A 24629-nucleotide genomic window follows, 5' to 3' on the forward strand; every position below is an offset into this window, starting at 1 on the left:
ACCTATATCTCCTGAGCCTTAGCCCACGCCAAGAGGCCCTGCACTTCGTGGCGTGCAGCCCTCGTCAGAGCCTTGTTGTCTCGCAACATTTGTTGCGCCCGCAAGCGCACAAACTCCGGGTATTCTGGCTGACCGGTTAGCTTGTATTCGCGCTGGGACGCGCGCATTTCAGTGAAATCCTTGGTTGCTTGTCGCTGTAGCACCCAGCGCCCCCAGAGGGCCACCAGGGCGCAGACCAGAGCCACCAGGGTTCCCCATCCCTGCGTCACGGTGTAGAGCAGCGCAGCAAGTACCATTAGGCCGCTCACGATGGGAGCTACAGAAACAATGTAGACCCCCTCTTCCTGCCTGTCTTTATCGAGGGTTCGCTGCCCAACCTTCACAAAAGTTTCCTTAAAGCTGGGGCGTGGGCTCTGGGATGATGGTGAGGGTGATACCCCGGCGATCCAGCTCTTTGTAGGCCTCAATATCAGCGTCTGATGTGTAGACAGCCTCAGATACCTGTTTCATGCCATCCTTGTAGGTCACCCCACCTACGTTGATTTCTTTGACGCTGACACCGGCGTCAACGAGGGCGAGAGCATCAGCGGGGGACTCCACCACAATCATGGTTTTCATCCCAGCGTACTTGGGGTTGTTGTACACCCGCCCGGTCTTGGCGATATCAAGAACATTCGTTTTGATGTGAGAGGGAGCTACCTGTAATAAGAGTGTTTTGCGGAGGTTATCATGCGCTGCGGCGTCGGACGCCGCAATGAGAGTCTGGGGCGAAATGAAGTTGCTCCAGCTCCCGGCGACCTGCCCGTGAATGAGACGGGAATCGATACGAAGTAGGGCGATATTCATAGTTCCACCGGCCGCAGGTGCAGCACCGGGAGCTACAAGTGCAGCAGGTGGGGTCTCCGGAGCAGCAGCTTTAGGCTCCTCAGCTGCACTTGTTGGAGGGTTCATGGCAGCCTGGAAACTACGGATTCCCTTGGTGCCAGCAGATTCAGCTTTCTTTACCAAAGACTCTAACGTGGCAGATTTCCTGCTTTTACTGCTAATAACCTCAATCAGCATGGGAATGTTGACCCCCGACACCACATCGGTGTCGGGGCGCTCAGCGGCAAAACGAGCTCCGGCGTTGAAAGGGCTACCCCCGAAGAGATCAACCAGCAGGAGGAGGGGTTCGCTGGGTGGATAGGTGTCAGCAATTTTTTGGTATTCGGCTATTAAATCGTCAGGGCCTTGGCCGGGTAAAAACTCTACCGGGGTTACCTATTTGAAGGGGCCGAGAATCATGCGGGCAGTTGCTAACAGCTCGGGTGCCGCTGAACCGTGCGCCGCTACGATGATGGAGACCATAACTGGTCCTCTCGCAAAATTTCTAATGAGTGTGTAGGTGTATTGACTACACCTAAGCACATCTTAGGGCGCGAGATGTGGCACCAAAGTGGCTCTGACTAGACTTTACGGCGGGAAAAATGCCTAGATGTGTCAAATGAATAGCAGGCATTTCACCCCTCAGAGGGAGCACAATATCAATGGTTCAGCTCACACGAGAGGAAAAACCGTACTGATCCTTAGCCAAACGGGCAATGTGAATGGTCAGGTAGGTCAGCTCATCATCGGTCAGTTGCTGCTCCAGATGGATCTCAAGAATCAACAAGACCTTACGAGCACATGCAAAAGCCTGCGGGTGAGCCGTTTTTAGTGTCTCCAAAAGAAGGGGAACGCTGGGCTCAGCCTCGCTATCAACCCCCTTGGCTGCCCGCACAAACAGGTAGCGCAGGTGAGTCACAAACCGGGCTGCACTCATTGAAGACTGATCAACGGGCTGACCAAAACCGGTGGAGATAACCCCAAAAATCTGCGAGAAAATCTCGGTCATACGGTAAGTCCCGCTCATGTCCTCCGTAGCAAACTGCGAGTTCACCAGGTGCATCGCCAAAGGAATCGCCTCGTTAGCGGGAAGATCTACCCCCAAACGTTCTCGCACCAGTTCAAGTGCGCGGCGTCCAAATCGTACCTCTTGAGGGTAAAGCTGGGCCACCTCGACCGCCAGAGGGTAATCAACCACAATGCCTTCACGAGCTCTCACCACCGCATAATTCAGGTGATCCGCCAGGGGCATGATGAAGGAGTGGGAAATGGTAATCCCCTCAGACTTCACCAGCGACTCTAAGTCAGTGGCTACACCCAAAATCTGCGACGGAATCTCAGCCAAAGACCAGGAAAGCTTCTCATCAGGGGTACCAGCCTCGGGCACAAAGGTCTGCTCCACCAGCGTAGGATCTACCAGATCCCCCCGTCGCTTACCAAACGCAAGACCGCGCCCAATAACCACCATCTGCTCACCGCTAAAGGTCTGAGCTAGCGCCACATTGTTGTTATAAATACGTGAAATTCGCAACGCGTGCCTCCCGCCCAGCCCTAAAAAACAGTGAATATCCCTCATAGTCTACTGGTTGAAAGCAAGCCTGACCCCAAACTCCACCTGTCTAAGAGAGTAAACTAAGCCCTTGGCCACGCTACCGGTTATCACCCATCAACCAACAAAGTAGATCATGAACTCAAACCCCACCCCCAAGAAATCACCGATGACAACTATCGTGATCACAGCGCTCATGCTGTTCTCGATGTTCTTTGGAGCGGGCAACCTTATCTTTCCCGCCATGTTAGGCGCAGAAGCCGGCACCGCTTTCGCCCCCGCCATCGCCGGGTTTGTCATCACCGGTGTGCTAGTGCCCATCCTGACCGTCGTGGCGCTCGCCGTCACCGGCCGCGACTTGCAAGATCTTGCTAACCGCGGTGGACGTATCTTTGGATTGATCTTCCCTGCTCTGGTCTACCTCTCAATTGGCGCCCTCTACGCCCTACCCCGCACGGCAACCGTCAGCTACGCTATGGCCGTTGAATCAAACTTCAATGTCAGCGGTATGCTGCCTACCCTTATCTTTTCTGCCGTTTTCTTTGGGGTCTCACTTATCCTGGCACTCAACCAAACCGGCATCGTCGATAGCCTGGGCAAATACCTCACCCCGGCACTCGTGATTCTGCTGGCCCTTTTGGTGATTCTCAGTCTCGTTCAACTCACAGCCCCCGCAACAGCACCCGTCGAGGGCTACACCTCAGGTGCCTTCGCTGCCGGCTTTGTCAACGGTTACATGACCATGGACTCCCTGGCGGGCCTTGCCTTTGGCATCATCGTTATTGCAGCCCTGCGCGATAAGGGCATCACCGCCCGTGGGGAGCTACTGCGCGGCGTCACCATCTCAGGTGTTATCGCTGGCGCCCTGTTGGCGTTGGTCTACATCGGGCTAGGCCTCATTGGCCAGCACATTAATAACGGCCAGGGGTACAAGGGCGGCGCGGCCCTGCTGTCCGACGCTGCCCTGCAGGTCATGGGACGCCCCGGAGCCGTTGTCTTCGGCCTTATCGTCTTGCTGGCCTGCCTCACCACCTCTGTAGGTCTCATTGGCGCTACCTCAGCCTTCTTCAATAAGCTGCTCCCCGCTCTTTCCTACCGCACCTGGGCATGCTTCTTTACCTTCATTGCCTTTTTGCTGGCGTCCTTTGGTCTAGAAAGCCTCATGAGCTTCGCTATTCCCATCATCACCACCCTCTACCCCCCAGCTTTGACTCTGGTGGTACTGACCCTGATAGAAGCCGTTCTCAGGGCGCCCTGGATGAATCTCACCCACCGCTTTGCGCTGATCATTTCCGTTATTTGGGCCCTGCTGATGACCATGAACGCTCAAGGGTGGGGCAGCTCAGTCATCGAGCCTCTCATCAGTTGGGTGCCCGGCCACGGATATGACCTGGGTTGGTTCATCCCCACGATTGCGGCAGCGCTAGTAGGAGCCGTCATCGACTTTGCTCACCACTCCCGCACACGAACACCGCAGGCTGCATAGACTTATCGCTGTATTCAGCTAACCGAGCTAATAGGGGCGCTCTCTGATACATCAGAGAGCGCCCCTATGCATTAAAAAGAAAGACCCGTGTTGAAGGGAACCACAACCATCAACACGGGCCCGTTTATAAGAAGTGCCCAATAAGGCGGCTTCCTCAAACATAAAAATTTTTTTGCTAGCCCGCCTAGAGTTTTTCAAAAATAAACTATAGCGGGCCTACCTTGCACTTTACTCTACGCTGTTAACGGGGTAAACCATAGAGTTACTTGCCGCCACTCTAAATATTTATAGACTGATTTCTAATTATTTCTTCTACCTTCTACCAGGGGATTCATGCTCATCACCGCGCCCGCCGGAACCTTGCGGGGTTATATTCAGAACGGACTGGGCAGAGCTACGGGCATACCGTATGCCCGCGCTGCTCGCTTTAGCCGCCCGAAACCTGTGGCTCTCTCAGACTTTGGCAGCCCCTACCTGGCCACCTCACCGTCTCCCGCAGCGCCTCAAAAAATCCGCGGCGTCGGTGCTGATATTCGCCAAAACGTGCTGGTCAGTGAGGACTGCCAAAACCTATCGGTCTCCTTCCCTCCTCATGCCCCCCAGGGTGAGAACCTGCCCGTAATGGTCTATTTTCACGGCGGCTCCTATGTGGTAGGAAGTGGGGATGGCGCCCGTTATCTCCCCACACGCCTGGTACTTGATGAAAATGTGGTGGTGGTCAGCGTGACCTACCGCTTGGGGGTGTTGGGGTTCCTGGGTGGCAGTGAAGAGCGCCCCGCCAATCTGGGTCTACTCGACGCCATAGAGGCACTGCGGTGGATTAAGAAAAACATTGCGGCTTTCGGCGGTGACCCCACCAATATCACTATTTTTGGACAGAGCGCCGGGGGTGATCTCTGCACCCAACTCATGATTAGTGAAGGGGTGGCAGAAGAAACTCTTTTTCAGCGGGTCATCTGCCAAAGCGCCCCGCTAGATCTGGTCAACCATAAACAAAAACTGTCGGCCCACCTCCTACGCAAAACTTCACGCGTCACCCTCGAAACACCGGCAGAGCAAGTGGGAGCATTGGGGTGGAAACTTGTACTTGCCAACCCCCTACGCTTCGGCCTTTACCCGGCAATGATGCCTTTTGGCACCCAGTACAGTCACTTCCCTCTGCCGACATTTGGCAGGCAGGATGACTCCTGGGCGGGTGTTGCCCCGCAGATAGAAATACTGGTGGGTCATAACCACCGGGAATCTGCCTACTTTTTACCCAAGCCCCCTTCGGCTCTAGGTAAGGTGGCGCGTCAAGTGTATGAGGCACTGGTAGCGCGAGGCACGCAAGATATCTATCGCAAACCGGCAGAACATTTTGCGCACCGCCACCGGTCTACAGGTGGCAAAGCAACGACCTACCTTTTACGGACCGGGCATCCACTGAATCACTTATCAGGAGCCCACTGCACCGAGTTGGGACTTCTCTTTGCCAACCCGGCCTGGCAAGGAGACAACCTGCTAGCGGGTCTCAATGGCGACGAACTAGAGCACCAGGGAGCTGCGTTGAGGGCTATTTGGGCTGAGTTTGCCCGCAGCGGCAACCTTCTCCAGGAGCTAGCGCCCCAGGCTCGCATTAAGCTGGGATAACATTTGAAGCTACTGGGTCGCTATGAACGTAGGGCCGCAGTACACTGGGCAGGTGAGCTCTTTTACCCGTGACTCCTTCGCTGTTTTTGTTGGCGGCGGTGTAGGTGCCTGCCTGCGTTACACCGTTTCCTTGGTAGCTCCACATCTCATATCGGGGCCCCTTCCGCAGCACTACCTCTTCTTGCTGCCCACCCTACTTATCAACACCCTTGGGGCCTTCTTGTTGGGGTTACTGCTTGCCTACCTGGCGGCCCGAGGGCCAGAGACAGCACGGCGGCGTTCGCTACGCCTGTCTCTGGGTACAGGCCTACTGGGAGGTTTTACTACTTACTCGACCTTTGCTCTAGACGGCGTTCAGCTCTTCCTTGATCAGCGGTGGGTTCTAGCTTGTAGCTACTTAACCCTTTCTCTGGCTGGAGGTCTACTGTTTGCTATGGCGGGTCTACGTGTGGGCCAGAAGGTGGGTGCTCGGGCATGATTGCTCTTCTTGTTTTCCTGGCGGGTGGCACGGGAGCAACGCTCCGCTTTAACATGGACCGCCTAATTTCTGCCCGCTTAAAAGTGAATATGCCGATAGCAACATTTTTCATTAATGCCACCGGTTCATTTGCTCTGGGATTGCTGACTGGGCTGATAGGAATCTACACCTCAACCCATGCCAACGGTAGTGCACCCTGGCCCGTTGAATCTCTCCCCCTGGTGCTGGGCCTAGGTTTCCTGGGGGGTTACACCACCTTCTCCACCGCCATGATTGAAGCTGCACGAGCACAGGACGCCGCGCGGCGACTCATCCTTTTAGTTGGACAGGCCCTAATTTGCATCCTCTGTGCTGGGGCAGGGCTGCTACTTTTCTTGCCGTAGTAAGAGACTCTCACCTAGAGTATTGGTGGCTTTCTCCCTGTCTCCTCCCAAAGAGCTGTGGGAAAATCAGACCTGCGCGGTGAGATAGGCGGGGTAGTAATGAATTCATGGCTGGGTTTTGGTTATGACAGTATGGTCTGGGGGTTAGCCTTATGTGCCATTACGGTACCGCTTCTGGGTATAGCTCAGCTACTTTTTAGGGAGCGGCTGGGGATCTATTGGATGATCATTTGCGCTACTCTCACAATCTACGCGGCTGGGATCATGGTTTTCACTCTTTTCCCCCTGAAAAACCAAGAGCCCTTTACCTGCAGTCGAGATCCATTGCGCACCACCCCCTTCCAGAGCTTTGCAGAGGTGCTCGATATGTCATCTAGCCAGGGTTTCACCTCTATTCTCATGAGCTCTCAGTTTCTACAGATTGTCTGCAACGTTTTGCTCTTTATGCCTCTAGGGTTCCTAGCCCGCGCTGTCTTTAAACGGTCTCTTCTAGTGTCAGCGCTGATTACTGCTGGCCTTTCGCTTGCTATTGAGCTAACCCAGCTAACCGGTATCTGGGGTGTGTATGACTGCGCTTATCGAATTTTCGACGTCGATGACCTCATTACCAATACAGCGGGAGGTCTGCTCGGTGCCACCCTTGCCTTGGCGTGGGTAACTGCCCGCCGTCGAGAGGAAAGGCTCACGCCCATTTTGGGAGCGAAGCGGTGATCTCGATACATTTTTCTTGCCGTAGGGTTTAGGTCAGGGGCTTATGCGGTACTACTTTTACTATTCAATCCCGGTGTTACAGCAGATGGTGATACTGTGGGCTGCGCTTAGCCTTCTTGCTCTGCCCTTTGTACTGCTGCGGTACCGCCGCCAGGGATCTTTCCTGAGTTTCCGCACAGCTGGCTTCACCGCGGTTGTTCTCTTATATGCCGCTGGAGTTATTGCTTACACCCTTTTGCCTCTACCTGCTCGAGATGAGCTAGTTTGCACGGTAGGGGCTACCTATCCCCGCTTCTTCCTGGGGTGGAGCCTGCAGTTTGCCCTCAGAGATCACGGTGGGTTGTTGGACGCCCTGACCTCCATGTACGTGGTGCAGGTGCTGCTCAACGTCCTCCTGTTTGTACCCCTTGGTGTTCTTGCGAGGTGGCGATGGGGGCTTAGCTTCACTGCTCTGCTGTATACCGCTTTCGGGTGCAGCTTGTTGATTGAGCTAACGCAGTTGACCGGGCTTTGGGGTTTCTATGATTGCGCCGTGCGCACTTTTGATGCAGAAGATATCTTCAATAACACCCTGGGGGCTGTCCTTGGGTGGGCTCTGGTGGCCACGTGGCAGCGCCGAGCCCGCATGAGGGGTGATGTGCTCGCGCTGCTGGGCGTTGCCCCTAGCGGAGTTTTAAAAAAGTGACCCCTGATTGGTCTCGCATCCCGATCTTTTGTATAGGTGATGGGTCACATTCCTAAGGGGTGACTGCGCTAATAAGCATAAGTGTTAGGGCACTTTAAGCCCTAAGTCTTGCACATCAAAGCCAACAGTTTCACACTTAAACACAGATACTCAAAGATATAGGCAGGCGACTGCCAGCACCTAGCGGAGATACTGTGAACACCATCAGCCCCTACCTCGCTGAATTCCTGGGAACCATGATTATGGTGACCATCGGCTGCGGCGTTATCGCCACCGTAGAACTACGCCGCTCCAAAGGTCACGGCGATAACTTCTTCACCATCGCCTTCGGCTGGGGTTTCGCTGTCGCCTTTGGTGTTTACGCCTCCCACCACTACTCCGGCGGCCATCTTAACCCTGCCGTCAGCATTGGCCTAGCAGCCTACGGTGAATTTGAATGGGCCAAGGTGCCCGGCTACATCATCTCTCAGCTGCTGGGTGCTATGGCGGGCGCTACCATGGTCTTCCTCAATTACCTGCCGCACTGGAAAGCAACCGCCGACCACAAGATCAAACTCGGTGTTTTTGCCACCGTGCCCGCCATCCACAACTACTTCACCAACGCCCTCTCGGAAATCATTGGCACTTTCCTGCTGGTCTTCTCAGCCCTCTACGTGGGTGTGAACTTTACTCCCACTCTAGAGGGTTCCGCCCTCGCCCTGGACCTCAACGACGTGCTCAAGCCTCTGGCTTTCGGCTTCATGGTGACCGTGCTCGTTATCGGTCTGGGCGGTCAGACAGGGTTCGCTCTTAACCCCGCCCGTGACCTCGGCCCGCGCATCATGCACGCTCTGCTACCCATTCATGACAAGGGCCGCTCCCGCTGGTTCTACGCCTGGGTGCCCGTTTGTGCCCCCATCGCCGGTGGCATGATGGGCGGCTCCTTCTTCAAGCTCTACTACGACGGTCAGTTCTCCATCTTCCAGGTCATCTCAATCGCGCTCGTCCTAGGTGTTCTTGCTTTCGGGTTGTGGGCTAATACCCATATGTATCGCTCTAAGTCAGCACAAATCATCCCGACTGCCGAAGATACCGAAGCTACTGCTGCAGCTGCTGCTGCCACCTACGTCCCCACCGGGAAAATTCCCCTGGTCAAGAAACCAGCCTTCTGGGAATAGCCCCTTAGAGGTAGTTCAACAAAGTTCCGGCGGGCCCATCGTGTGATGGGCACGCCGGAACTTTTATGGACCGGGGCTTTTTAGCCTTTTGCCCAATCTAGCAGTCGCAGCATGAAGCGCTCACACTCCTCAATCTGAGCTAGCTCAATCCACTCGTTAGGGGTGTGTGCCTGGGCGATGTCACCGGGGCCGCAGACCACGGCGTCCACGCCACCAAAGAGTTGAAACTGCCCCGCCTCGGTGCCATAGGTGACCTTCTGCGCCTCGGTTGAACCGGGACGGCCCGCCCACCCATTAGCTAGGGGAATGAGGGGCGAATCATCTGCTGTGCCCAGGGCGGGGACGGCCGCCAGGAGTTCGTGGGTGATACCCACCTGTTGCTGATAGTCGCCCTCTGTTACTCCGCTGAGTTGCTCGGCATCACGGACGCGTTCCTTGAGAGCGGGCAGAAGGTCGTCCTCAATAAAGCCATCCAGCTTCTGCACTACCTCTTCGGTGGTCATGGCGGGCACGGTGCGGAAGTCATATTCCAGGGTTACCTGTTCACCCACGATGTTGTACTGAATGCCACCGCGCGCAAAGTTAACCCCGCCGGTGGAGGATGACACCACAAAACCCTCATCAAAGGGGCCGTGAGCGCGCCAGCCAGCTGAGAGCTCCTCAAAGAAAGTGATAAAGCGGGCTGCTGGCTCCAGGGCGTTGACCCCCTGCGGGGCAAGCGAGGCGTGCTTGGCGATGCCGGTAAAAGTAACTCGACCGCGGTGGGCCCCCTTGTGGGCTGAAATGACCTGCATCATGGAGGGCTCGCCAATGACGGCGAACTCCGGTTTAATGCCGCGCCCTACAAAATCCTTAATCATGGATGGAGCGCCTACGCACCCAATTTCCTCATCAAAACTAAAGGCAAAATGCAGGGGACGGGCCAACTGCGCCTCGGCTACCTGAGGCAGTAACCAAAGGGCTACCCCAATAAAAGATTTCATATCAGAGGAACCGCGGCCGTATAGACGCCCATCCTGCACCAGGGGAGTGAAGGGTTCAGTCATTGTCCAAGCCTGACCTTCAACCGGCACCACATCCGTGTGTCCAGAGAGCACCACTCCGCCGTCCGTGCTGCCATCTGAGGCGGGCACCGTGACAAAGAGGTTGGCGCGGTCGCCGGTTTCACGGTGGGTCAGATGCGGAGTGTAACCGTAACGCTCAAACTCAGCAGCAATCAGCTCAATCGCAGGAAGGTTGCTGGTCTGGCTGATGGAATCAATACGGATGAGCTTTTCAATCCAGGGGAGGGACGCGGGTAAGGCTGTCATAGTTTTTATCTTTCGATGGTGCAGTAAGGCTTTCTTCTAGCCTATCGGGGCAGGGGGTTAATCAAAAGATGCCCACAGGCTCATCATATGAACCTGTGGGCATATCTACTGGTCAAATCACAGTGTTGAGTGGTCACCCAGGTGGTGGAAGCGACGGGCATGATAAACGGTAGGCGCCGAGTTAGCGTCGTGGCGGATGAAATCTACCACCTCGGCCGTAAAGACCACCGCTGGGCCAGCATCCAAAGTACCCGTTGGTACCACGCGTAAGACTCGGTTAACCCCGTGCAGCAGAGGCTCCCCGGTAGGCAGGCGATCCCAGGTGGAGGCGTCACCAAACTTATCTGCTTTGCTGACCGCAAATTTCTGGGCAATCTCCACACTGTCTGCACCGATAAGGTGGATCAGAAAAGAGCTGGCATTAATGATGCGGGCAGCGCTACCGGTGCGATCCTTGAAAGAAAAGGAGACAATGGGGGGTTCGGCTGACACCGAAGACAGGGAGGAAAGGGTGAGACCTCCCGGCTGACCGTCCGCATCTTCGGCAGTAATCACAGCGACACCCGCTGCCTGAGCACCAAAAGCCTCACAGAAAATCTGGGTGAATGTCTTCTCGTTGGGGGTAATTTCTATGGTCATAGTTTTCCTTTACGCGGCTGCTTAGGGTTCTATAGCGCATCTGCACTTATAGACCAGCCTAAAACTTAAGGTGCCCGCAACACTATGCTTTCTCAGATTTCGTACCCAATGAGTAGAACTGTGACTCTGTTACGCCCCTGACCTTTAACAAAAAATAGTTAGGGGACGAGCCGCTTACTTTTTCTTGTTGAGGGCGGCTGCCTGGGCGCCGAAGTTGAGCAGGAGCTCAGGCATATCCATGGGGGCAGTGACGACCTCAACGAAAATCAGCTTGTCGCGGGTTTCGCGCGCAACACGGCAGGCCTCGTTGAACTCGCGTACGGTGGTAGCACGCAGGGTAACCGTGTTCTGGTCGGTGCCCCCGAAGGCCGCAGGAATCTTAGACCAGTCATAGGTGGTGATGTCGTTGTATTCTGCTTCAACGCCGTGGATGGAACGCTCAATGGTGTAGCCATCGTTGTTAATCAGGAAGATAACCGGGTTGATTTTCTCGCGGATGATGGTGCCAATTTCCTGGATGGTCAGCTGAGCTGAGCCGTCGCCGACCATGAGCACGCCGCGGGAATCCATGTCCGCCATCGCTGCGCCGAGCAGAGCAGGGATGGAATAGCCGATGGAACCCCATAAGGGCATACCGATAAAGCGCGAATCCTGCGGGAACTTCTGGGTTGCCATACCAAAGAAGGAGGTGCCCATATCGACGACCACGGTGTTCTTAGCATCCAGATTAGAGGACAGCACTTTCCACAGGGCATCCTGAGTGAGGATGGCATCGTCAATAGCGGGTAGGGCCACCTCGTCGCTGGGGGCAGTAAAATCGGTGCCGGAAAGAGCCAGCTCTAGGGAAATTTCACGCAGAATTTCTAGGGAGCGGGACATAGTCAGCGGGGCAAAGTGGCGCCCAGCGATGCTGGTATCCTCAGCTGAAATGTTAATGACCCGGCCGAAATCAATGGTGTGGGAGTAGATACCGGTGGTGGTGTCGGTGAATTCAACACCAGCACAGATCAGTGCCTCAGCATCCTCAACAACCTTGCGGGTAGGCTCAGCAGATAGTCCACCCACGTAGATACCGGCAAAGTTGGGTTCAGTTTCATCCAGAATAGCCTTACCCCACATCAGGGAGGCGAAAGGGAAACTGGTATCGCGTACCAGATTGCGCACCTCGTCCACGGCACTCAGGCGCTCGACCATAATGTCAGCAAGAACCGTGACTTTCTTGCCGCGCAAGAACTCGGTGGCTGATTCCCGGAAGGCCTGCTCAATGTCCGGGGCAGAGATTCTGACGTCGACGTTGAGCGGTTCGGACGGAGGGGTGGCGGGCATCGTGGAAACATCCACGGGCAGCATGAGGTAGCCAGGCTTGCGGTGAATCACGGCGCTGCGCAGTACGCGGTCGATGTCGGACGCCGCAGTAGCCGGATGGATTGCCGCGGTAGCTGCTGAAACTTCGGCTGCCATGCGCATGAAGTGCTTGAAGTCGCCATCACCCAACGTGTGGTGCATGCGCAGGTGGGAGTTCTGAGCCGAGAGGCCAGGTGCACCAACAATATGGATAACGGGAACGTTCTCGGCATAAGAACCGGCGGTTGCGTTGATCGCGGATAGTTCACCTACGCCGTAGGTGGTCACCAGCGCACCCAGACCCTTGACGCGGGCGTAGCCGTCCGCAGCGTAGCCAGCGTTGAGCTCATTGGCGTTACCTACCCAGTCCAGCTTCTCGTGGGCTAGTACATCGTCGAGGAAGAAGAGGTTGAAGTCCCCGGGAACACCGAAAACCTTATCGATGCCTAGCTCGGCTAGGCGATCAAGAATGTAGTTGCCAACGGTATAGGTCATCTTTGACTCCTGTGGTGATAGTACGTGCTCGACTCATGATGGTGCCGAGAATATCTGCTACCCAGTTTAGGGTGGGTACTCGTGGGGGAGTTTGGTCACCGACGCAGAACTTTTGTGTGCTAGGTCATTGGGAGAGGGGTCTTCTTAGTAAGTAGGGTGCAGCAAGTTTGGCACTAAACTAGGGGATAAGTATGTCATTTTGGCTGCATTACGGTTGTCTAGGAGAAAAATGAGCTGGTTCGATATTGTACTGCCTCTTGCAGTAGGTCTGTGCTATCTATTTGTTCCAGGTTTACTTATTGCAGCTGCCGCGCGACTTCGTGGGTTTGACGCCTTTGGCCTGGCGCCCGCGCTTTCGGTTGCGGCGATTACCATTGGAGCTATCGTGACCCCTATGGTAGGTATCCGGTGGGCGCTATGGGTGCCTTTTGCAACTGCCCTGCTAATAGCTCTCATGGTATTTGGCCTCATTTCTTTGGGTAGCTTTCTACAAGGTGTTAAAACAGGAGTAGCTAGCTCCCCTATAAATTCCCACCGTCGGGTAGAGCTCAGTCCCTGGGTGTCCAAAGAACAAGGTGTCTACTGGATTAGCTTTGCTGTGGGTGCCCTCCTGCTGTGGCGCAATGTCACTAATGCAATTGGTCAACCAGACTGGGTGTCTCAGACCTGGGATAACAACTTCCATCTTAATGCGGTGCGCTTTATTGAAGATACCGGTAATGCTTCAGCTCTGACTATGGGCGCCATGACCTCTATTGAGGGTGAATCCACTTTTTACCCCAATGCCTGGCATGCTCTGGTGTCACTGGTTGCAATGGGGTCTTCTGCAGGCATTCCTGAAACTACCAATGCTGTAGCGTTACTGGTCTCGGCTGTTTTGTGGCCTTTGAGTGCTGTTTTCCTGGTGCGTCAAGTTTTCAAACTTAATATTTCAGGAGTGATTGTGGCTGGTGCCTTTGCCGCCGCTTTTACTGCCTACCCTATTCTTCTACTTAATTTTGGTGTGCTCTACCCCAATCTGTTGGGTATTGCGCTCATATCTTCCGGAATTGGTCTCGTTGCCCAGCTTTTCCGAACGGTAGAAATTCGCCGCATAGCCACATTGCCTGGCGTACTTCTTGGCGTCTTCGTTGCTTTTGCCATAGCTATATCCCACCCTAACGCGATGATGTCTCTATTGGTTATCATCATTCCCTTGTTGTTGGTATGTGTGGGGCGACAAGTAGTTGCTAGTCTAAAACACCGGGCAAATTGGGGATCTACAATCACGCTAGCTATTGCAGTAACTCTTATTTTTATCGTTATCAATATCCTTTGGTCGGTGGTTCGTCCGCCTCAGGTGGCGGGAGAGGCATGGGGGCCTGAACTAACTGCCGGTCAAGCATTGGGGGAGGCTCTTAGCTTTGCATCAATGGGTCACCAGATTCAGTGGTTCCTTGCCTTAGCGTTTGCGATAGGTATTTATAGTGCGCTTGAACTTAGGCGTTCTGCGCATTTATGGGTGTTTGGGTCATGGGCAATTGTCGCTGCCTTTTATATAGCTGGCCGGTCCCTCCCCTGGGATGAAGATCGTTATTTCTGGGTGGGTGTCTGGTATCACGATTCCTTCCGCCTTGCAGCCTTACTTCCAATTATGAGTGTCCCTTTGTTAGCGCTTGGAGTGCACTGGATTACTGAACGCCTATCTGCCTCTCTTGCGAATCACAACCTGTTGGGTAGATCTGGTCGTCAATCTCTGGTTATATATGTTGTTGCCGTTCTGGCTGTAGTAGGGATGGGGCAGACGAGTCTAGCCCTGAAAAATCAAATAGAGGCAAGCTTCTATAGCTATGCACCCGATGAAGAATCAAATCTTTTGAGTACTGATGAATATCGAATGCTTAATCACCTCGATGACTATGTCCCTGAGGGTAAGGCGATTGTAGTACAACCCTTCACGGGAGCAGCCCTTGCTTATGCCATTGCTGATCGACCGGTAACTGCTTACCACACTATTTACACTCCAGAGGAAGACGTGGGCTATATTCAGCAACACCTGAATCGAGTGTTTGATGATCCAAAGGTCTGTCAAGCTCTAAACGACCTTAATGCTGGATACTACCTGGACTTTGGGTATCAGGAGGTCAATGGGGGCGACCATGCGCTTTGGTATCCGGGTTATGAAGGGTTGACTGACTCAGAAATTCTTGCTGAAATCCACCGAGAAGGTGATGCGGTGCTGTACCAAATTACAGCCTGCTAAAGAGCTAACGGTGATATTTTTCTACTGATAGACTGAGCCGTACCTATAGTGCCTCTCCATTGATTGGCAGACAAGACAGGAAAGCCATCCCACAGATGAACCGTAAACCTGTAGTTCAGGCGCGCCCACGCGTCCTGGTTATTATGCCTGCCTGGAATGAGGAAGAGTCTATTAGCGCCACAATTGCTGACCTCCGTGCCAAGGCTTCTTGGGTTGACCTGGTAGTTATTAATGACGGTTCCACAGATCATACTTCTGAGATAGCTAAAAACGCCGGTGCTTTCGTTATTGATTTGCCTTACAACATGGGTGTGGGCGCAGCTATGCGGACCGGCTACCGCTATGCCCGTCGTATGAACTACGACATTGCCATGCAGATGGACTCAGACGGTCAGCACCCCCCAGAATTTATTGATACTCTCATCGAAGGTCTAAATCGCGCTGATATTGTAATCGGTTCGCGCTTTGCTGAGTCCGATGCTTACAAGGTGCGTGGTCCTCGTAAATGGGCGATGAGTCTTCTTTCCTTCCTCTTCACCCGCATCTCTGGCGAACAATTCACGGACGTTACCAGTGGATTTCGTGCGGTCAATCGTAGAGGGATTCAGCAATACTGTGACTTTTTCCCCGCTGAATACTTAGGGGACACCATTGACTCAACGGTTATGGCTATCCGTTCCGGCTGTAAGGTTATTCAAGTGCCGGTTGAGATGCGTGAACGCCAGGGTGGCACTCCATCGTCTGGACCCCTGAAATCAGCTATTTACCTAGTCCGTTCTTTTTTTGCCTTCGGTATTTCCATGACCCGCACAAAGACATCTAGGGAGGGGAAATAATGCCCTCTAATATCTTTTTCTTCATTCTCGCAGTCCTTATTTTCATCATGGTTTTCTCTCAGGTACGTAACCAGAAAATGAAGGAGAAATACGCTGCCCTGTGGTTAATTGTTTCAGCGGTGATTATTGTGCTGGCTTTTTTCCCTCACTTGCTGGGTGGGCTTGCCGAAGTAACGGGCGTTGTGATGCCGGTCAACTTGCTTTTCATGCTAGCGATTATCATGCTCATTGGGGTCTGTTTGCACCTCACTCTTGACCTTTCTCGTATGGGTGAAGACACCCGTACACTTGCTGAAGAAGTAGCGATATTGCGGGCACAGCTTGAGCAGCAAGAACGGATAACACCCCATTCACCCCTTGTGTCTGATGAGCAAGAGAACTCTCCCGACAATAACCAATGAAACGCGGACCCATGAATATAGCTTTTGTTATTAATAACTACCCGCCTAAGGTTGGCGGGTTGGAGCAGCATGTTTCAGCCCTTTCTGCTGAGCTACAAAAACTAGGTCATCAGGTCACCATCATTACTCTCTTTGGGAATCCCGCGGTAGAGCTAGAAGAGGGAATGAAAGTTTATCGTCTGAAAGAATACTTCACGGTTGACGATATCCTGGGCTTCCCTTCGCCCTTTGGGTTGTTAAAAATTTTTAGCATCCTAAAGAAAGAAAATATAGATGTCATATCGGTGCATACACGCTTCTTCAGTATGAGTTGGTTTGGTGTCTTGGCGGGACGCCTACTGAAAATTCCAGTAATCCATACTGAACACGGTTCCGGTTTCGTGGCTTCAGAAAAGGCTGTTATCCGAGTAGCTAGCCAACTGGTTGACCGTACTCTGGGCAGAATGACCTTACGCGGGGCATCCAAAATTATCGGAGTATCTGAGCCATCTTGCGAGTTTGTGCATGCTCTATCAGGTGTTCCTGCGGAGGTCTTTTACAATGTGTCACCTTTGCCATTAACCCGTCCTGATGAAGTGATTTTTAATCGAAAGAAACTCGTCTTCCTGGCTCGCATGGTGGAGGTTAAAGGGTGGAAAGCTTTTCTCGAAACCGTCAGCATTCTGCGACGTGAAGACTCTGAAGTTACGGGCGTGATGCTCGGTGATGGTCCTGACCTTGAAAAGGCTCGAACCTATGCCCAAAAATTGGGTGTTAGCGATGCAGTAGATTTTCGTGGATTTGTTAACCATGCTGCAGTAGCAAAAGAACTTCGTGGCGCTACTTTGGTTAACCCCACTGTTGCTGCTGAGGGGTTTCAAACCACGATTATTGATGCCTTCGTATCCCAGGCTGCTATCGTTACCTACGACGTCTCAAGCGCACGCGTCCTGAAAGAGGAGGGGGTGCGGGTGCACATTGTTCAGCAGAGAGATGCGGAACATCTCGCCAAGGCCATCCGAGCTGAACTTGCTGATGAACCAACTGGTTACCCTGCTGCTGAGCTGGAAAAATGGGGTTGGTCTAGTCAAGGTCGCATTTATGAAGAGCTTATCCAAAATCTATAACCATCACTCAGGCACGTACTTTAGGACAACCTGAAAGGGAAAACAGTGCAAATAGATGAGAACCTGTTAGCGGTTATTATTCGTAGCGGTGAACTGAATCATTGGGTTGATCAGGCTGTACGCTCAACTTTAGATAGCGAAGATGTTGATCTGAACGTTGTGTTGGTGTTGAATGGGCCGAGTATCAGTTTAGATAGGCAGCAGATTGAACAAGACATCAAACATTACCCTTGGCTTGATGATCCCAGAGTTAAGGCGCTACGCTTCGACCACTACTTAGGTATGAGTGGGTCAATTATCGAAGGGATGAAATATGTTTCATCGAGATACGTGGCGAACCTAGACGGTGACGATATTGCGCTTCCTCAACGGTTTGCGCGCCAAATTGCTTATTTGAATGAGAACCCTGAATGCGTATTAGTAGGCGCCCGCGCTCATATGATAGATGAGAATGGGCAGCAGATTGGTGATCCTAAAGCTATAGTTTCTGACGATGTCCGTAAGAGCTTATTACTTTTTAATCCTATTCCCCATTCGTCAGTAATGTTTCGCAAGGACGCCTATGATCAAGTTGGCGGCCATACTCCAAAGCTTGATCAGTGCGAAGATTATGACCTTACCCTGCGGATAGCTAGCCTGGGCCCGGTTGCTATGCTTCCTGATTTTTTGGTTCTTTACAGGGTGCACAGCTCTAACCTGAGCAAGGGGGCATCAGCGAGAGGGCTGCACATCCAATGTGTGGCTCAAGGGCGCAGAGAGCTTGCACGCGCACTCAAGATTCCTGCGGTGGTAGCTTGGCCCCAGCACCTAATATGGCGGTCTGTTCAGTTTGTGCGTGCTGCGGGGCTTATTCGCCCACTCCATGAATACTCTAAACGCGCATAAAGTAATAAAGGTGAGGTAGTTGCGACTACCTCACCTCTGTGTATCAATAACCTAAGTAGAATCTATTGCTCTAGCGTGGTCCGAACGGGTTTGAATTTCCATGCCTCCAAGATGAACAGCAAAACCAAATAGAGGGGCAACGGTAAGAGCTAAAATTGTCTTGCTCTCCAACCCCAGTGGAAGAAGTAAGCATAGGAAAGCTGAGGTAACAGCTAAGACCCAGCCCGCTAGATACACCTTATGCAATCCCATAGCCAAAGCAGCTGTGCCAGAGAGAGTGGTAACAGCTAGCAGAGCTGCTGCAAAAGTTAGGCCTGCCAGGAAGCTTCCGCTTAGTTGCCCCGCGTAGTTTGAGTAGATTAAATCGAAGATCCAGGGACCTACTAGAAAGGCGGCCACGGCGCCTACTGCTCCCAGACCTATAAGAGCTAGTGCGGGTTTGGCGAGAGCTGAAAAAGGTTTCTGAGAACGGGAGAGAAAATATGAGATAGCTACACCCTGAAAAGCTTGCAATGGCAACATAATAGGGGCTCTTGTGATTGATATACCAAGGATAATAGCGGCAAGTAGAGCTATATTCTCTGGACTCCCTCCCTCCGTGTTTGTAGCTTCTAGGAATACTGGGAAACCGACTGACATGGCCGCTATTGCTACTGCGGTACCCACAGCTATCATCATGCCGGCATATGCTACGCGTCGACTTCCCTCTATGCGCAGTTTGGTAGTTTCCCGCACTGTAGGTGAAAAGGTGACAAACCAAAGCCACAGGAAGGCTGTAACCGCGAATGACAGCTGGAATGCAAAAAGACCTGCGCCGGTGATAGAAGATAAAGCTGATAGGGCAAGGCAGAGAACACCGCCGGTCGAAATTAACAGAGCATATTCCGTCCAGGCACGCATACCTGCTGTAGCTCCGATGCAATAGACATGGCAGGCATAAAAAGTAGTGGCAGTAGCGATTATAAGAATCGACCGCAAATCGTCCTGGGGTAAAACACTACCTATCCAGATAGGTGTTAGAGCCACAAAGATAAGAGTACAGGTGAGGCCCACCAGTGCTGCTACTTGTATAGGCCGGTACGTGTTCTGGGTATTCAGGTTATCAGTATTAGAATCCTGTGTGCCCTTTTTAGGCATTCCAGTGGCGCCGATCAAACGTGCTGACTCCTGCTGTACCCCTAGTAAGGTAGCGAATACTAATGAGGTCAGGGACCAGAAAACAAGGAATTCCTTGCCCTCTTCTGGTGAGAGTGAACGTGCAGCTAGCCATGTAACCAGGAAGGTGGTCGCTGCGCTAATGATAGAGGAACCCGTGATGAACAGAGACTGACGTCTGTTAATGATTGGTTCATCGGAATGATTCTGCACGGATCCTACTTCTCTTTGTAATGTTTGGTTCCTCTAGCTTAGTAGTGTGGGTGGGTAACTGTGGACTGTACATTGATTCTGTGACGAACTCTTCCCGTAATCTCAAACAAAACGTTGCATATTCGCTCAAATGCGGTTTCCTCACAGGTGCATCTGCCAGCAATCAATAGTTATCACTTCAAAGTGTGGAACGCCACCAACTATCTTTGACCGGGCCTAACGCTCCTGTATACGCTCAGGTACAAGATTTTTATTGAGCGCTCCTTATTGGCTACGTGCTGGTGACATCAGGCGTCTCGGTGACAAAGGACTATACCTATGACTTCTCACGCCCCGTCCCAGCAGAAATCGCCGCGCCGAGCCGCCTTGGCCTCCTGGATCGGCTCTGCCCTGGAATACTATGATTTCGCGGTGTTTGGCACTGCGGCTGCCCTGGTGCTGGGGCCCATCTTCTTCCCCGATGACGCTGCCGCCACGGGCATCCTCAAATCCATGATGGTGTTGGGTGTTGCCTACGTGGTGCGCCCTCTAGGTGCCCTACTCATGGGACCGCTAGGAGATTGGTTTGGGCGAAAGTTTGTGCTCATGCTGACTCTCTTCATGATGGGTTTCGCTACCTTCGCCATCGGCTGCTTGCCCACCTATGACCAGGCGGGCATTATTGCACCCATCTTGCTGGTGCTCTGCCGCGTGCTGCAGGGGCTCTCGGCATCCGGCGAGCAGGCCAGCGCTATCTCCATGTCCCTGGAGCACTCCCACGACCATCAGCGAGCCTTTACTACCTCCTGGACGCTACACGGCACCCAGTTCGGCTCCCTGCTGGCTACCGCCGTCTTCCTACCTTTCGCAGCTCTACCCGAAGAGCAGTTACTGAGCTGGGGGTGGCGCGTCCCCTTCTGGCTCTCAGCCTTTGTGGTGGTCGCTGCGTGGATTATTCGCCGCCGTCTCGAAGAGGCCCCGCGTTTCACTGAAACCCGCGAACAAGCTGTGGTGTCCGTACACCGTGTGACCCCGCTGGGCCAGGTTTTCTCCAGCCACAAGCGCGCGGTCATCACCGTAGCCCTCTGCGCCATGGTTAACACCGTCAACATGGTCTTCACCACCTTCTCCATCTCCTTTGCCACCAAGGGCCACGGCATCGAATCCTCCACTATGCTCTGGGTACCCATCGCCTCTAACGGGCTCAGCCTCCTAGCCATACCTCTGTGGGCGCTTCTTGCAGACAAAGTGGGCCGCAAGCCCATCTTTGCCGCCGGTGCCCTGGTCGCTGGCGGGCTCATGTTCCCCTATCTGCATGCCATCACCGAGGGAAATATCCCCCTGGTTTTCATTTTCGGAGTCCTGATGCATGGCGCTTTCTACTCTATGGCCAACGGTATTTGGCCCTCTTTCTACGGCGAAATGTTCCCCACCGCAGTACGCGTGACCGGCCTAGCCCTGGGAACCCAAATCGGGTTTGCCCTCTCCGGAGGTATCGCACCTGCAGCTGCAACAGCCCTTGCCGGGGATGATTTCGCCAGCTGGGTTGGTCCTGCCACCTTTACCGCCGTGATGGCACTCCTTGCCAGCCTGGTTGCCCTGAGCACCCGCGAAACGGGTAAGCTGACCCTGGTTGATATCGATAACGCTAAGAGCTAAGGGGCATCTCGCTGACCGGGGTATGGGTGCTGATTCCTGGCGTCCTTGCCCCATTGATAAGCCCCTGACAGCAAAATACCCCTGCCCGCCCCGAATAAACGGGGACGGGCAGGGGGTATTTTTAGAGAGATACTGCCGCGGCAGGTAGGTTAGCTTAGCTTCTGATCGATCAGCGCTCGCAGAGCCTGTGCGCCCTCTACCCATGCCTCAAAATCGCCGTTACCTTCAATATCGGGGACACCGATTTCAAGGCGAGCAGCGCGGAAGGCGCGGGCTACATCGTTGACCGACGCGCCGTGCTTCTTCTGCATCTCATAGACAAAGCTAATGCCTGAGTGGTTAATCATGCGGTTGGCTGCGCGGGTAGCAATAATCTCGCTACGTAGCGGGTGCTTATCAAAGTGGTGACCGAACTTCTCGGTTGCTGCTGCCGGGAAGTAGTCGGCAAGCACGTCGCTGAGTTCCAGGTCTGGCTCGTTAGCGTAACCGCTTTCTACCAGAGCCTGGGTCAGGTCAATCTTGGCATAGGCAACCAGCACGGACAGCTCGGGGCCGGTCAGCGGCACATTCGCCTCCACCCGGTCCGCCAGCTCCTCATCCGAAGGTAGGAGCTCTACCTCGCGGTTCAGGTGCACGGTTTCGGTCAGGTGGTCCATGAATTCGCCGGCGATTTCGTCGGTGCCAAAGACACCGCAACGCTCTGCCTGAAGCAGTACGTTCTGTTCCAGGTTGGAACGCAGCACGCGCTGCCCAACTTCTTCTACCTGGGCAGCAATAAAGTCGGGGCGGTCAGAGGCACTGAACTCGCCTGCTTCAATCGCCAGATTCATCAGAATCTTAAGGTTAACCTCGCGGTCTGAGGTCTCCACACCGGCTGAGTTATCGATAGCGTCAGTGTTGATGAGGACGCCACCCGCTGCAGCCTCGATACGAGCGCGCTGGGTCAGACCCAGGTTACCGCCCTCTGAGATGACGCGCACGCGCAGCTCGGGTGCGGTAATACGCAGGTGGTCGTTGGAGGAGTCTCCTGCGTCCTTGTTAGTCTCGCCGGTTTCGCGCACATAAGTGCCGGTACCGCCGGTGTAGAGCAAGTCAACGGGTGCTTTGAGGAGGGCAATGATGAGCTCGTCAGCGGTGAGGGTTTCTGCGCTGTTGGCCTCAAGGCCTAGAGTTTCGCGTACCTCAGCGGATACCGGAATCTCGGTGTCCTTACGGGAGAAGACGCCACCGCCTGCCGAGATCAGCTCGGTGTTGTAGTCAGTCCAGTAGGCGCGGGGCAGCTCAAAGAGGCGCTTGCGCTCAGTAAAGGAAGTAGCGGTGTCCGGGTTGGGGTCCAGGAAGATATGGCGGGAGTCAAAGGCACCAATGAGGCGGATGTGCTCCGAGAGCAGGGCTCCGTTACCGAAGACATCGCCAGCCATGCCGCCAATGCCCACCATGGTGAACTCTTCGCTCTGTGAGTCATGGTTGTGCGCTGCAAAGTGACGCTTGACAGACTCCCAGGCGCCGCGGGCGGTGATGCCCATTTCCTTGTGATCAAAGCCGATAGACCCGCCGGAGGCAAAAGCGTCACCCAGCCAGAAACCGTTATTGACCGAAATTTCGTTGGCGATATCTGAGAAGGTTGCGGTGCCCTTATCGGCAGCAACCACTAGGTAGTGGTCATTGTCGTCCAGGGCCACCACGTTATCGGGGCGGACAATCTTTGGGTGCCCGCCCTCGATGACCAGGTTGTCGGTGACATCCAGTAGAGACTGGATGAAGAGACGGTAGGCGGCAACGCCCCTCTCGTTGTATTTTTCCTGCTCAGCGTCGCGGTCAGGTAGGTTCTTGGGCACAAAACCGCCCTTTGAACCGGTGGGGATAATAACCGCGTTTTTGGTGACCTGAGCCTTCACCAGGCCCAGCACCTCGGTGCGGAAGTCCTCGGGGCGATCAGACCAGCGCAGACCGCCGCGGGCCACCTTACCGAAGCGCAGATGCACACCCTCAACACTGTCTGCTTCTACAAAGATTTCAAACAGGGGCCTGGGGAGGGGGGCGAAGGAAACATCGCGGGTGCTAATTTTGAGAGCCAAAGACTCCTTGCCCTGATAAGCGTTGGTGCGCACAGTGGCAAGCACTGCTTCTAGCAGGCGGGAGAAGTATGTCTTGGTATCAGCGTCGGTCAGTGCATCAATATCGACCTGGGCGCTGGTAGCAGCCTTGCGCTGGGCGGCGCGGCGCCCCTCCGCTTCGCCACCGCGGGCTGGGTCAAAGCCGGTTTCGAAGACATCAACGATTGTGGCAACGAGGGCGGGGTTCTGGGCAACTGCCTGGTCAGTAACAGCCTGGGGGAAGCCTGCACCGAGTTGAATCAGGTAGCGGGAGTAAGCGTAGAGAACTTTCTCTGAAAGTTCGGCGTGGGGTGAGGCTGACAAAAGGGGCCCTTCCTCTGGTGCGCACAAGAATGTGCATAAAACTGGAAATTCCAGCATATAGAGCGAGAAAAGGCCTGTAAAAGACGTCTTTTGAAATATGAGACAAAAAATCTCGTCTACCGTTGCGCGTTCAGCTGGGGTGTGCAGTCTAGGGCCAGTCGGCAGTCTATGGGTCTGCTCTCCCAATTCTTGCTCGAATGAACACCACCCGATGGTGGTGAAAGGTGAACCTTGCTTTGTCCACTATTTGCCTGGCGGGTGGGGCTGATTTTTTGCCGGACTGTGGTACGAACGGTGGAGCTGTCCTATTTTATGCTTCAGTGAGGCTTATTCAAAAGTCCTCCCAGCCGCATAAAACACCAACCCCCGCAAACACCCGCCCATACACGCTCAGCGACCGCCTGAACCCGGTATGCAAAACCCGCCACGTCTTGACCTGCGCGATAACCCGCTCCACCACCGATCGGCGTGAATTAATGAACCTGTTCACCACCTTCACATCTGCAGGCATCCTGCGGGCTTTGCTGCCTCTTACTGGGGTGGCCAGCCCCAACCCGATGTAGCCTTTATCAGCTAAAGTGCTCTCATCAAGATACTTCTGCAGGTCATGATGTTTGAAGGCATAGACATCATGCCTAGCGCCAGGGACTGGGTCAGTGATGGCCAGTAGTTTCCCGTCCAGGGTGCAAATCACTTGATGGTTGAAACCAGCACGTTTATGCTTACCAGAAAAGTTTATTTTCCCTAGTGAACGCCAGTTCCAAGTGGGAATTAGGGTGCCGTCGATAACCAGTGAACCAGGGATCTTCAGGCTGTTTTCTAAAGACTGTCCCAGCGGCCTGAAGACTTTCTCAAGTGCTTTTTCAACGGTGTTGAGGGTCCGTGAGATGGTGGGCTGGGAGGTGTTGAAGATTTCTGCGAGGAGTTCTTCGGTGAGGTTGTGTCGATGATAAAGCAAGGTCACTTTCAGCGCCTGGGCTAGGGTGAGCGCTGGCGGCCTTCT

Annotated in this window: 22 protein-coding genes and 1 pseudogene; 13 read left to right on the forward strand and 10 right to left on the reverse strand. The window is 53.9% G+C overall.

Annotated elements, in window-relative coordinates:
• Window positions 1–2 precede the first annotated feature (2 nt).
• From VVR27_RS10780 to VVR27_RS10790, 4 genes and pseudogenes are all read right to left on the reverse strand, one after another.
• Entirely contained in the window at window positions 3–383 is a 381-nt protein-coding gene (locus tag VVR27_RS10780) for a hypothetical protein (protein WP_368548357.1), read from the reverse strand.
• A gap of 10 nt (window positions 384–393) precedes the next feature.
• The gene (locus VVR27_RS10785) at window positions 394–951 is read right to left on the reverse strand and encodes a PTS system mannose/fructose/N-acetylgalactosamine-transporter subunit IIB (protein ID WP_409349958.1); all 558 of its coding nucleotides are present in this window, start codon (window positions 949–951) and stop codon (window positions 394–396) included.
• Window positions 952–1008: 57 nt separating this feature from the next.
• Window positions 1009–1248: pseudogene (locus tag VVR27_RS11600) on the reverse strand (PTS sugar transporter subunit IIA); the annotation flags it as partial.
• A 283-nt stretch (window positions 1249–1531) separates the two neighbouring features.
• Window positions 1532–2395, reverse strand: coding sequence for a PRD domain-containing protein (locus VVR27_RS10790; protein WP_368548358.1), 864 nt, complete (start codon window positions 2393–2395; stop codon window positions 1532–1534).
• Window positions 2396–2549: 154 nt separating this feature from the next.
• Here VVR27_RS10790 and brnQ point away from each other — a divergent pair, with 154 nt between their 5' ends.
• From brnQ to VVR27_RS10825, 7 genes are all read left to right on the forward strand, one after another.
• Entirely contained in the window at window positions 2550–3899 is a 1350-nt protein-coding gene (brnQ, locus tag VVR27_RS10795; RefSeq protein ID WP_368548359.1) for a branched-chain amino acid transport system II carrier protein, read from the forward strand.
• Between the two features lie 333 nt (window positions 3900–4232).
• A complete protein-coding gene (locus VVR27_RS10800) occupies window positions 4233–5528 on the forward strand; it encodes a carboxylesterase family protein (RefSeq protein ID WP_368548360.1) in 1296 nt (431 codons plus the stop codon).
• Window positions 5529–5580: 52 nt separating this feature from the next.
• Complete coding sequence (locus VVR27_RS10805) at window positions 5581–6006, forward strand: CrcB family protein (protein ID WP_368548361.1); 426 nt, start codon at window positions 5581–5583, stop codon at window positions 6004–6006.
• Window positions 6003–6389, forward strand: a complete 387-nt coding sequence (locus tag VVR27_RS10810; RefSeq protein ID WP_368548362.1) for a CrcB family protein — start codon at window positions 6003–6005, stop codon at window positions 6387–6389. Before VVR27_RS10805 ends, VVR27_RS10810 begins: the two co-directional genes overlap by 4 nt.
• Window positions 6390–6611: 222 nt before the next feature.
• Complete coding sequence (locus VVR27_RS10815) at window positions 6612–7100, forward strand: VanZ family protein (protein WP_368548380.1); 489 nt, start codon at window positions 6612–6614, stop codon at window positions 7098–7100.
• A 43-nt stretch (window positions 7101–7143) separates the two neighbouring features.
• Window positions 7144–7785, forward strand: a complete 642-nt coding sequence (locus VVR27_RS10820) for a VanZ family protein (RefSeq protein WP_368548363.1) — start codon at window positions 7144–7146, stop codon at window positions 7783–7785.
• Between the two features lie 194 nt (window positions 7786–7979).
• On the forward strand, window positions 7980–8942 hold the full coding sequence (locus tag VVR27_RS10825; protein ID WP_346871995.1) for an MIP/aquaporin family protein: 963 nt from the start codon (window positions 7980–7982) through the stop codon (window positions 8940–8942).
• Between the two features lie 80 nt (window positions 8943–9022).
• Here VVR27_RS10825 and VVR27_RS10830 read toward each other — a convergent pair whose 3' ends face one another.
• The 3 genes from VVR27_RS10830 to VVR27_RS10840 all read right to left on the reverse strand — a co-directional run bounded on the left by VVR27_RS10830 (window position 9023) and on the right by VVR27_RS10840 (window position 12730).
• A complete protein-coding gene (locus VVR27_RS10830) occupies window positions 9023–10252 on the reverse strand; it encodes an acetylornithine deacetylase (protein WP_368548364.1) in 1230 nt (409 codons plus the stop codon).
• Between the two features lie 117 nt (window positions 10253–10369).
• Window positions 10370–10891, reverse strand: a complete 522-nt coding sequence (locus VVR27_RS10835; protein WP_368548365.1) for a flavin reductase family protein — start codon at window positions 10889–10891, stop codon at window positions 10370–10372.
• A 174-nt stretch (window positions 10892–11065) separates the two neighbouring features.
• The gene (locus tag VVR27_RS10840; protein WP_368548366.1) at window positions 11066–12730 is read right to left on the reverse strand and encodes an alpha-keto acid decarboxylase family protein; all 1665 of its coding nucleotides are present in this window, start codon (window positions 12728–12730) and stop codon (window positions 11066–11068) included.
• A 229-nt stretch (window positions 12731–12959) separates the two neighbouring features.
• On the opposite strand from VVR27_RS10840, the gene VVR27_RS10845 reads away from it, so the two are divergent.
• The 5 genes from VVR27_RS10845 (at window position 12960) to VVR27_RS10865 (ending at window position 18200) form a co-directional block, all read left to right on the forward strand.
• Complete coding sequence (locus tag VVR27_RS10845) at window positions 12960–14972, forward strand: DUF6541 family protein (RefSeq protein WP_368548367.1); 2013 nt, start codon at window positions 12960–12962, stop codon at window positions 14970–14972.
• A gap of 95 nt (window positions 14973–15067) precedes the next feature.
• Complete coding sequence (locus VVR27_RS10850; protein ID WP_368548368.1) at window positions 15068–15808, forward strand: glycosyltransferase family 2 protein; 741 nt, start codon at window positions 15068–15070, stop codon at window positions 15806–15808.
• Window positions 15808–16209: a DUF2304 domain-containing protein gene (locus VVR27_RS10855; protein ID WP_368548369.1), complete on the forward strand. Its 402-nt coding sequence runs from the start codon at window positions 15808–15810 to the stop codon at window positions 16207–16209. The genes VVR27_RS10850 and VVR27_RS10855 overlap by 1 nt, the downstream gene beginning before the upstream one ends.
• 11 nt (window positions 16210–16220) lie before the next feature.
• Window positions 16221–17315: a glycosyltransferase family 4 protein gene (locus VVR27_RS10860; RefSeq protein WP_368548370.1), complete on the forward strand. Its 1095-nt coding sequence runs from the start codon at window positions 16221–16223 to the stop codon at window positions 17313–17315.
• A 45-nt stretch (window positions 17316–17360) separates the two neighbouring features.
• Window positions 17361–18200: a glycosyltransferase gene (locus VVR27_RS10865; RefSeq protein ID WP_368548371.1), complete on the forward strand. Its 840-nt coding sequence runs from the start codon at window positions 17361–17363 to the stop codon at window positions 18198–18200.
• A gap of 51 nt (window positions 18201–18251) precedes the next feature.
• Here VVR27_RS10865 and VVR27_RS10870 read toward each other — a convergent pair whose 3' ends face one another.
• Complete coding sequence (locus VVR27_RS10870) at window positions 18252–19568, reverse strand: hypothetical protein (RefSeq protein ID WP_368548372.1); 1317 nt, start codon at window positions 19566–19568, stop codon at window positions 18252–18254.
• A gap of 318 nt (window positions 19569–19886) precedes the next feature.
• Between VVR27_RS10870 and VVR27_RS10875 the strand changes: the two genes are divergently transcribed.
• Entirely contained in the window at window positions 19887–21206 is a 1320-nt protein-coding gene (locus tag VVR27_RS10875; RefSeq protein WP_368548373.1) for an MFS transporter, read from the forward strand.
• A gap of 149 nt (window positions 21207–21355) precedes the next feature.
• Here VVR27_RS10875 and VVR27_RS10880 read toward each other — a convergent pair whose 3' ends face one another.
• Together VVR27_RS10880 and VVR27_RS10885 are read right to left on the reverse strand one after the other, a co-directional pair.
• A complete protein-coding gene (locus VVR27_RS10880; protein WP_368548374.1) occupies window positions 21356–23626 on the reverse strand; it encodes an NAD-glutamate dehydrogenase domain-containing protein in 2271 nt (756 codons plus the stop codon).
• Between the two features lie 331 nt (window positions 23627–23957).
• Window positions 23958–24629, reverse strand: a 672-nt coding sequence (locus VVR27_RS10885; protein WP_368548375.1) for a transposase family protein, incomplete at its 5' end; no start/stop codon positions are given.

This window comes from Rothia sp. LK2492, assembly GCF_040946345.1.
Lineage (GTDB): Bacteria > Actinomycetota > Actinomycetes > Actinomycetales > Micrococcaceae > Rothia > Rothia endophytica.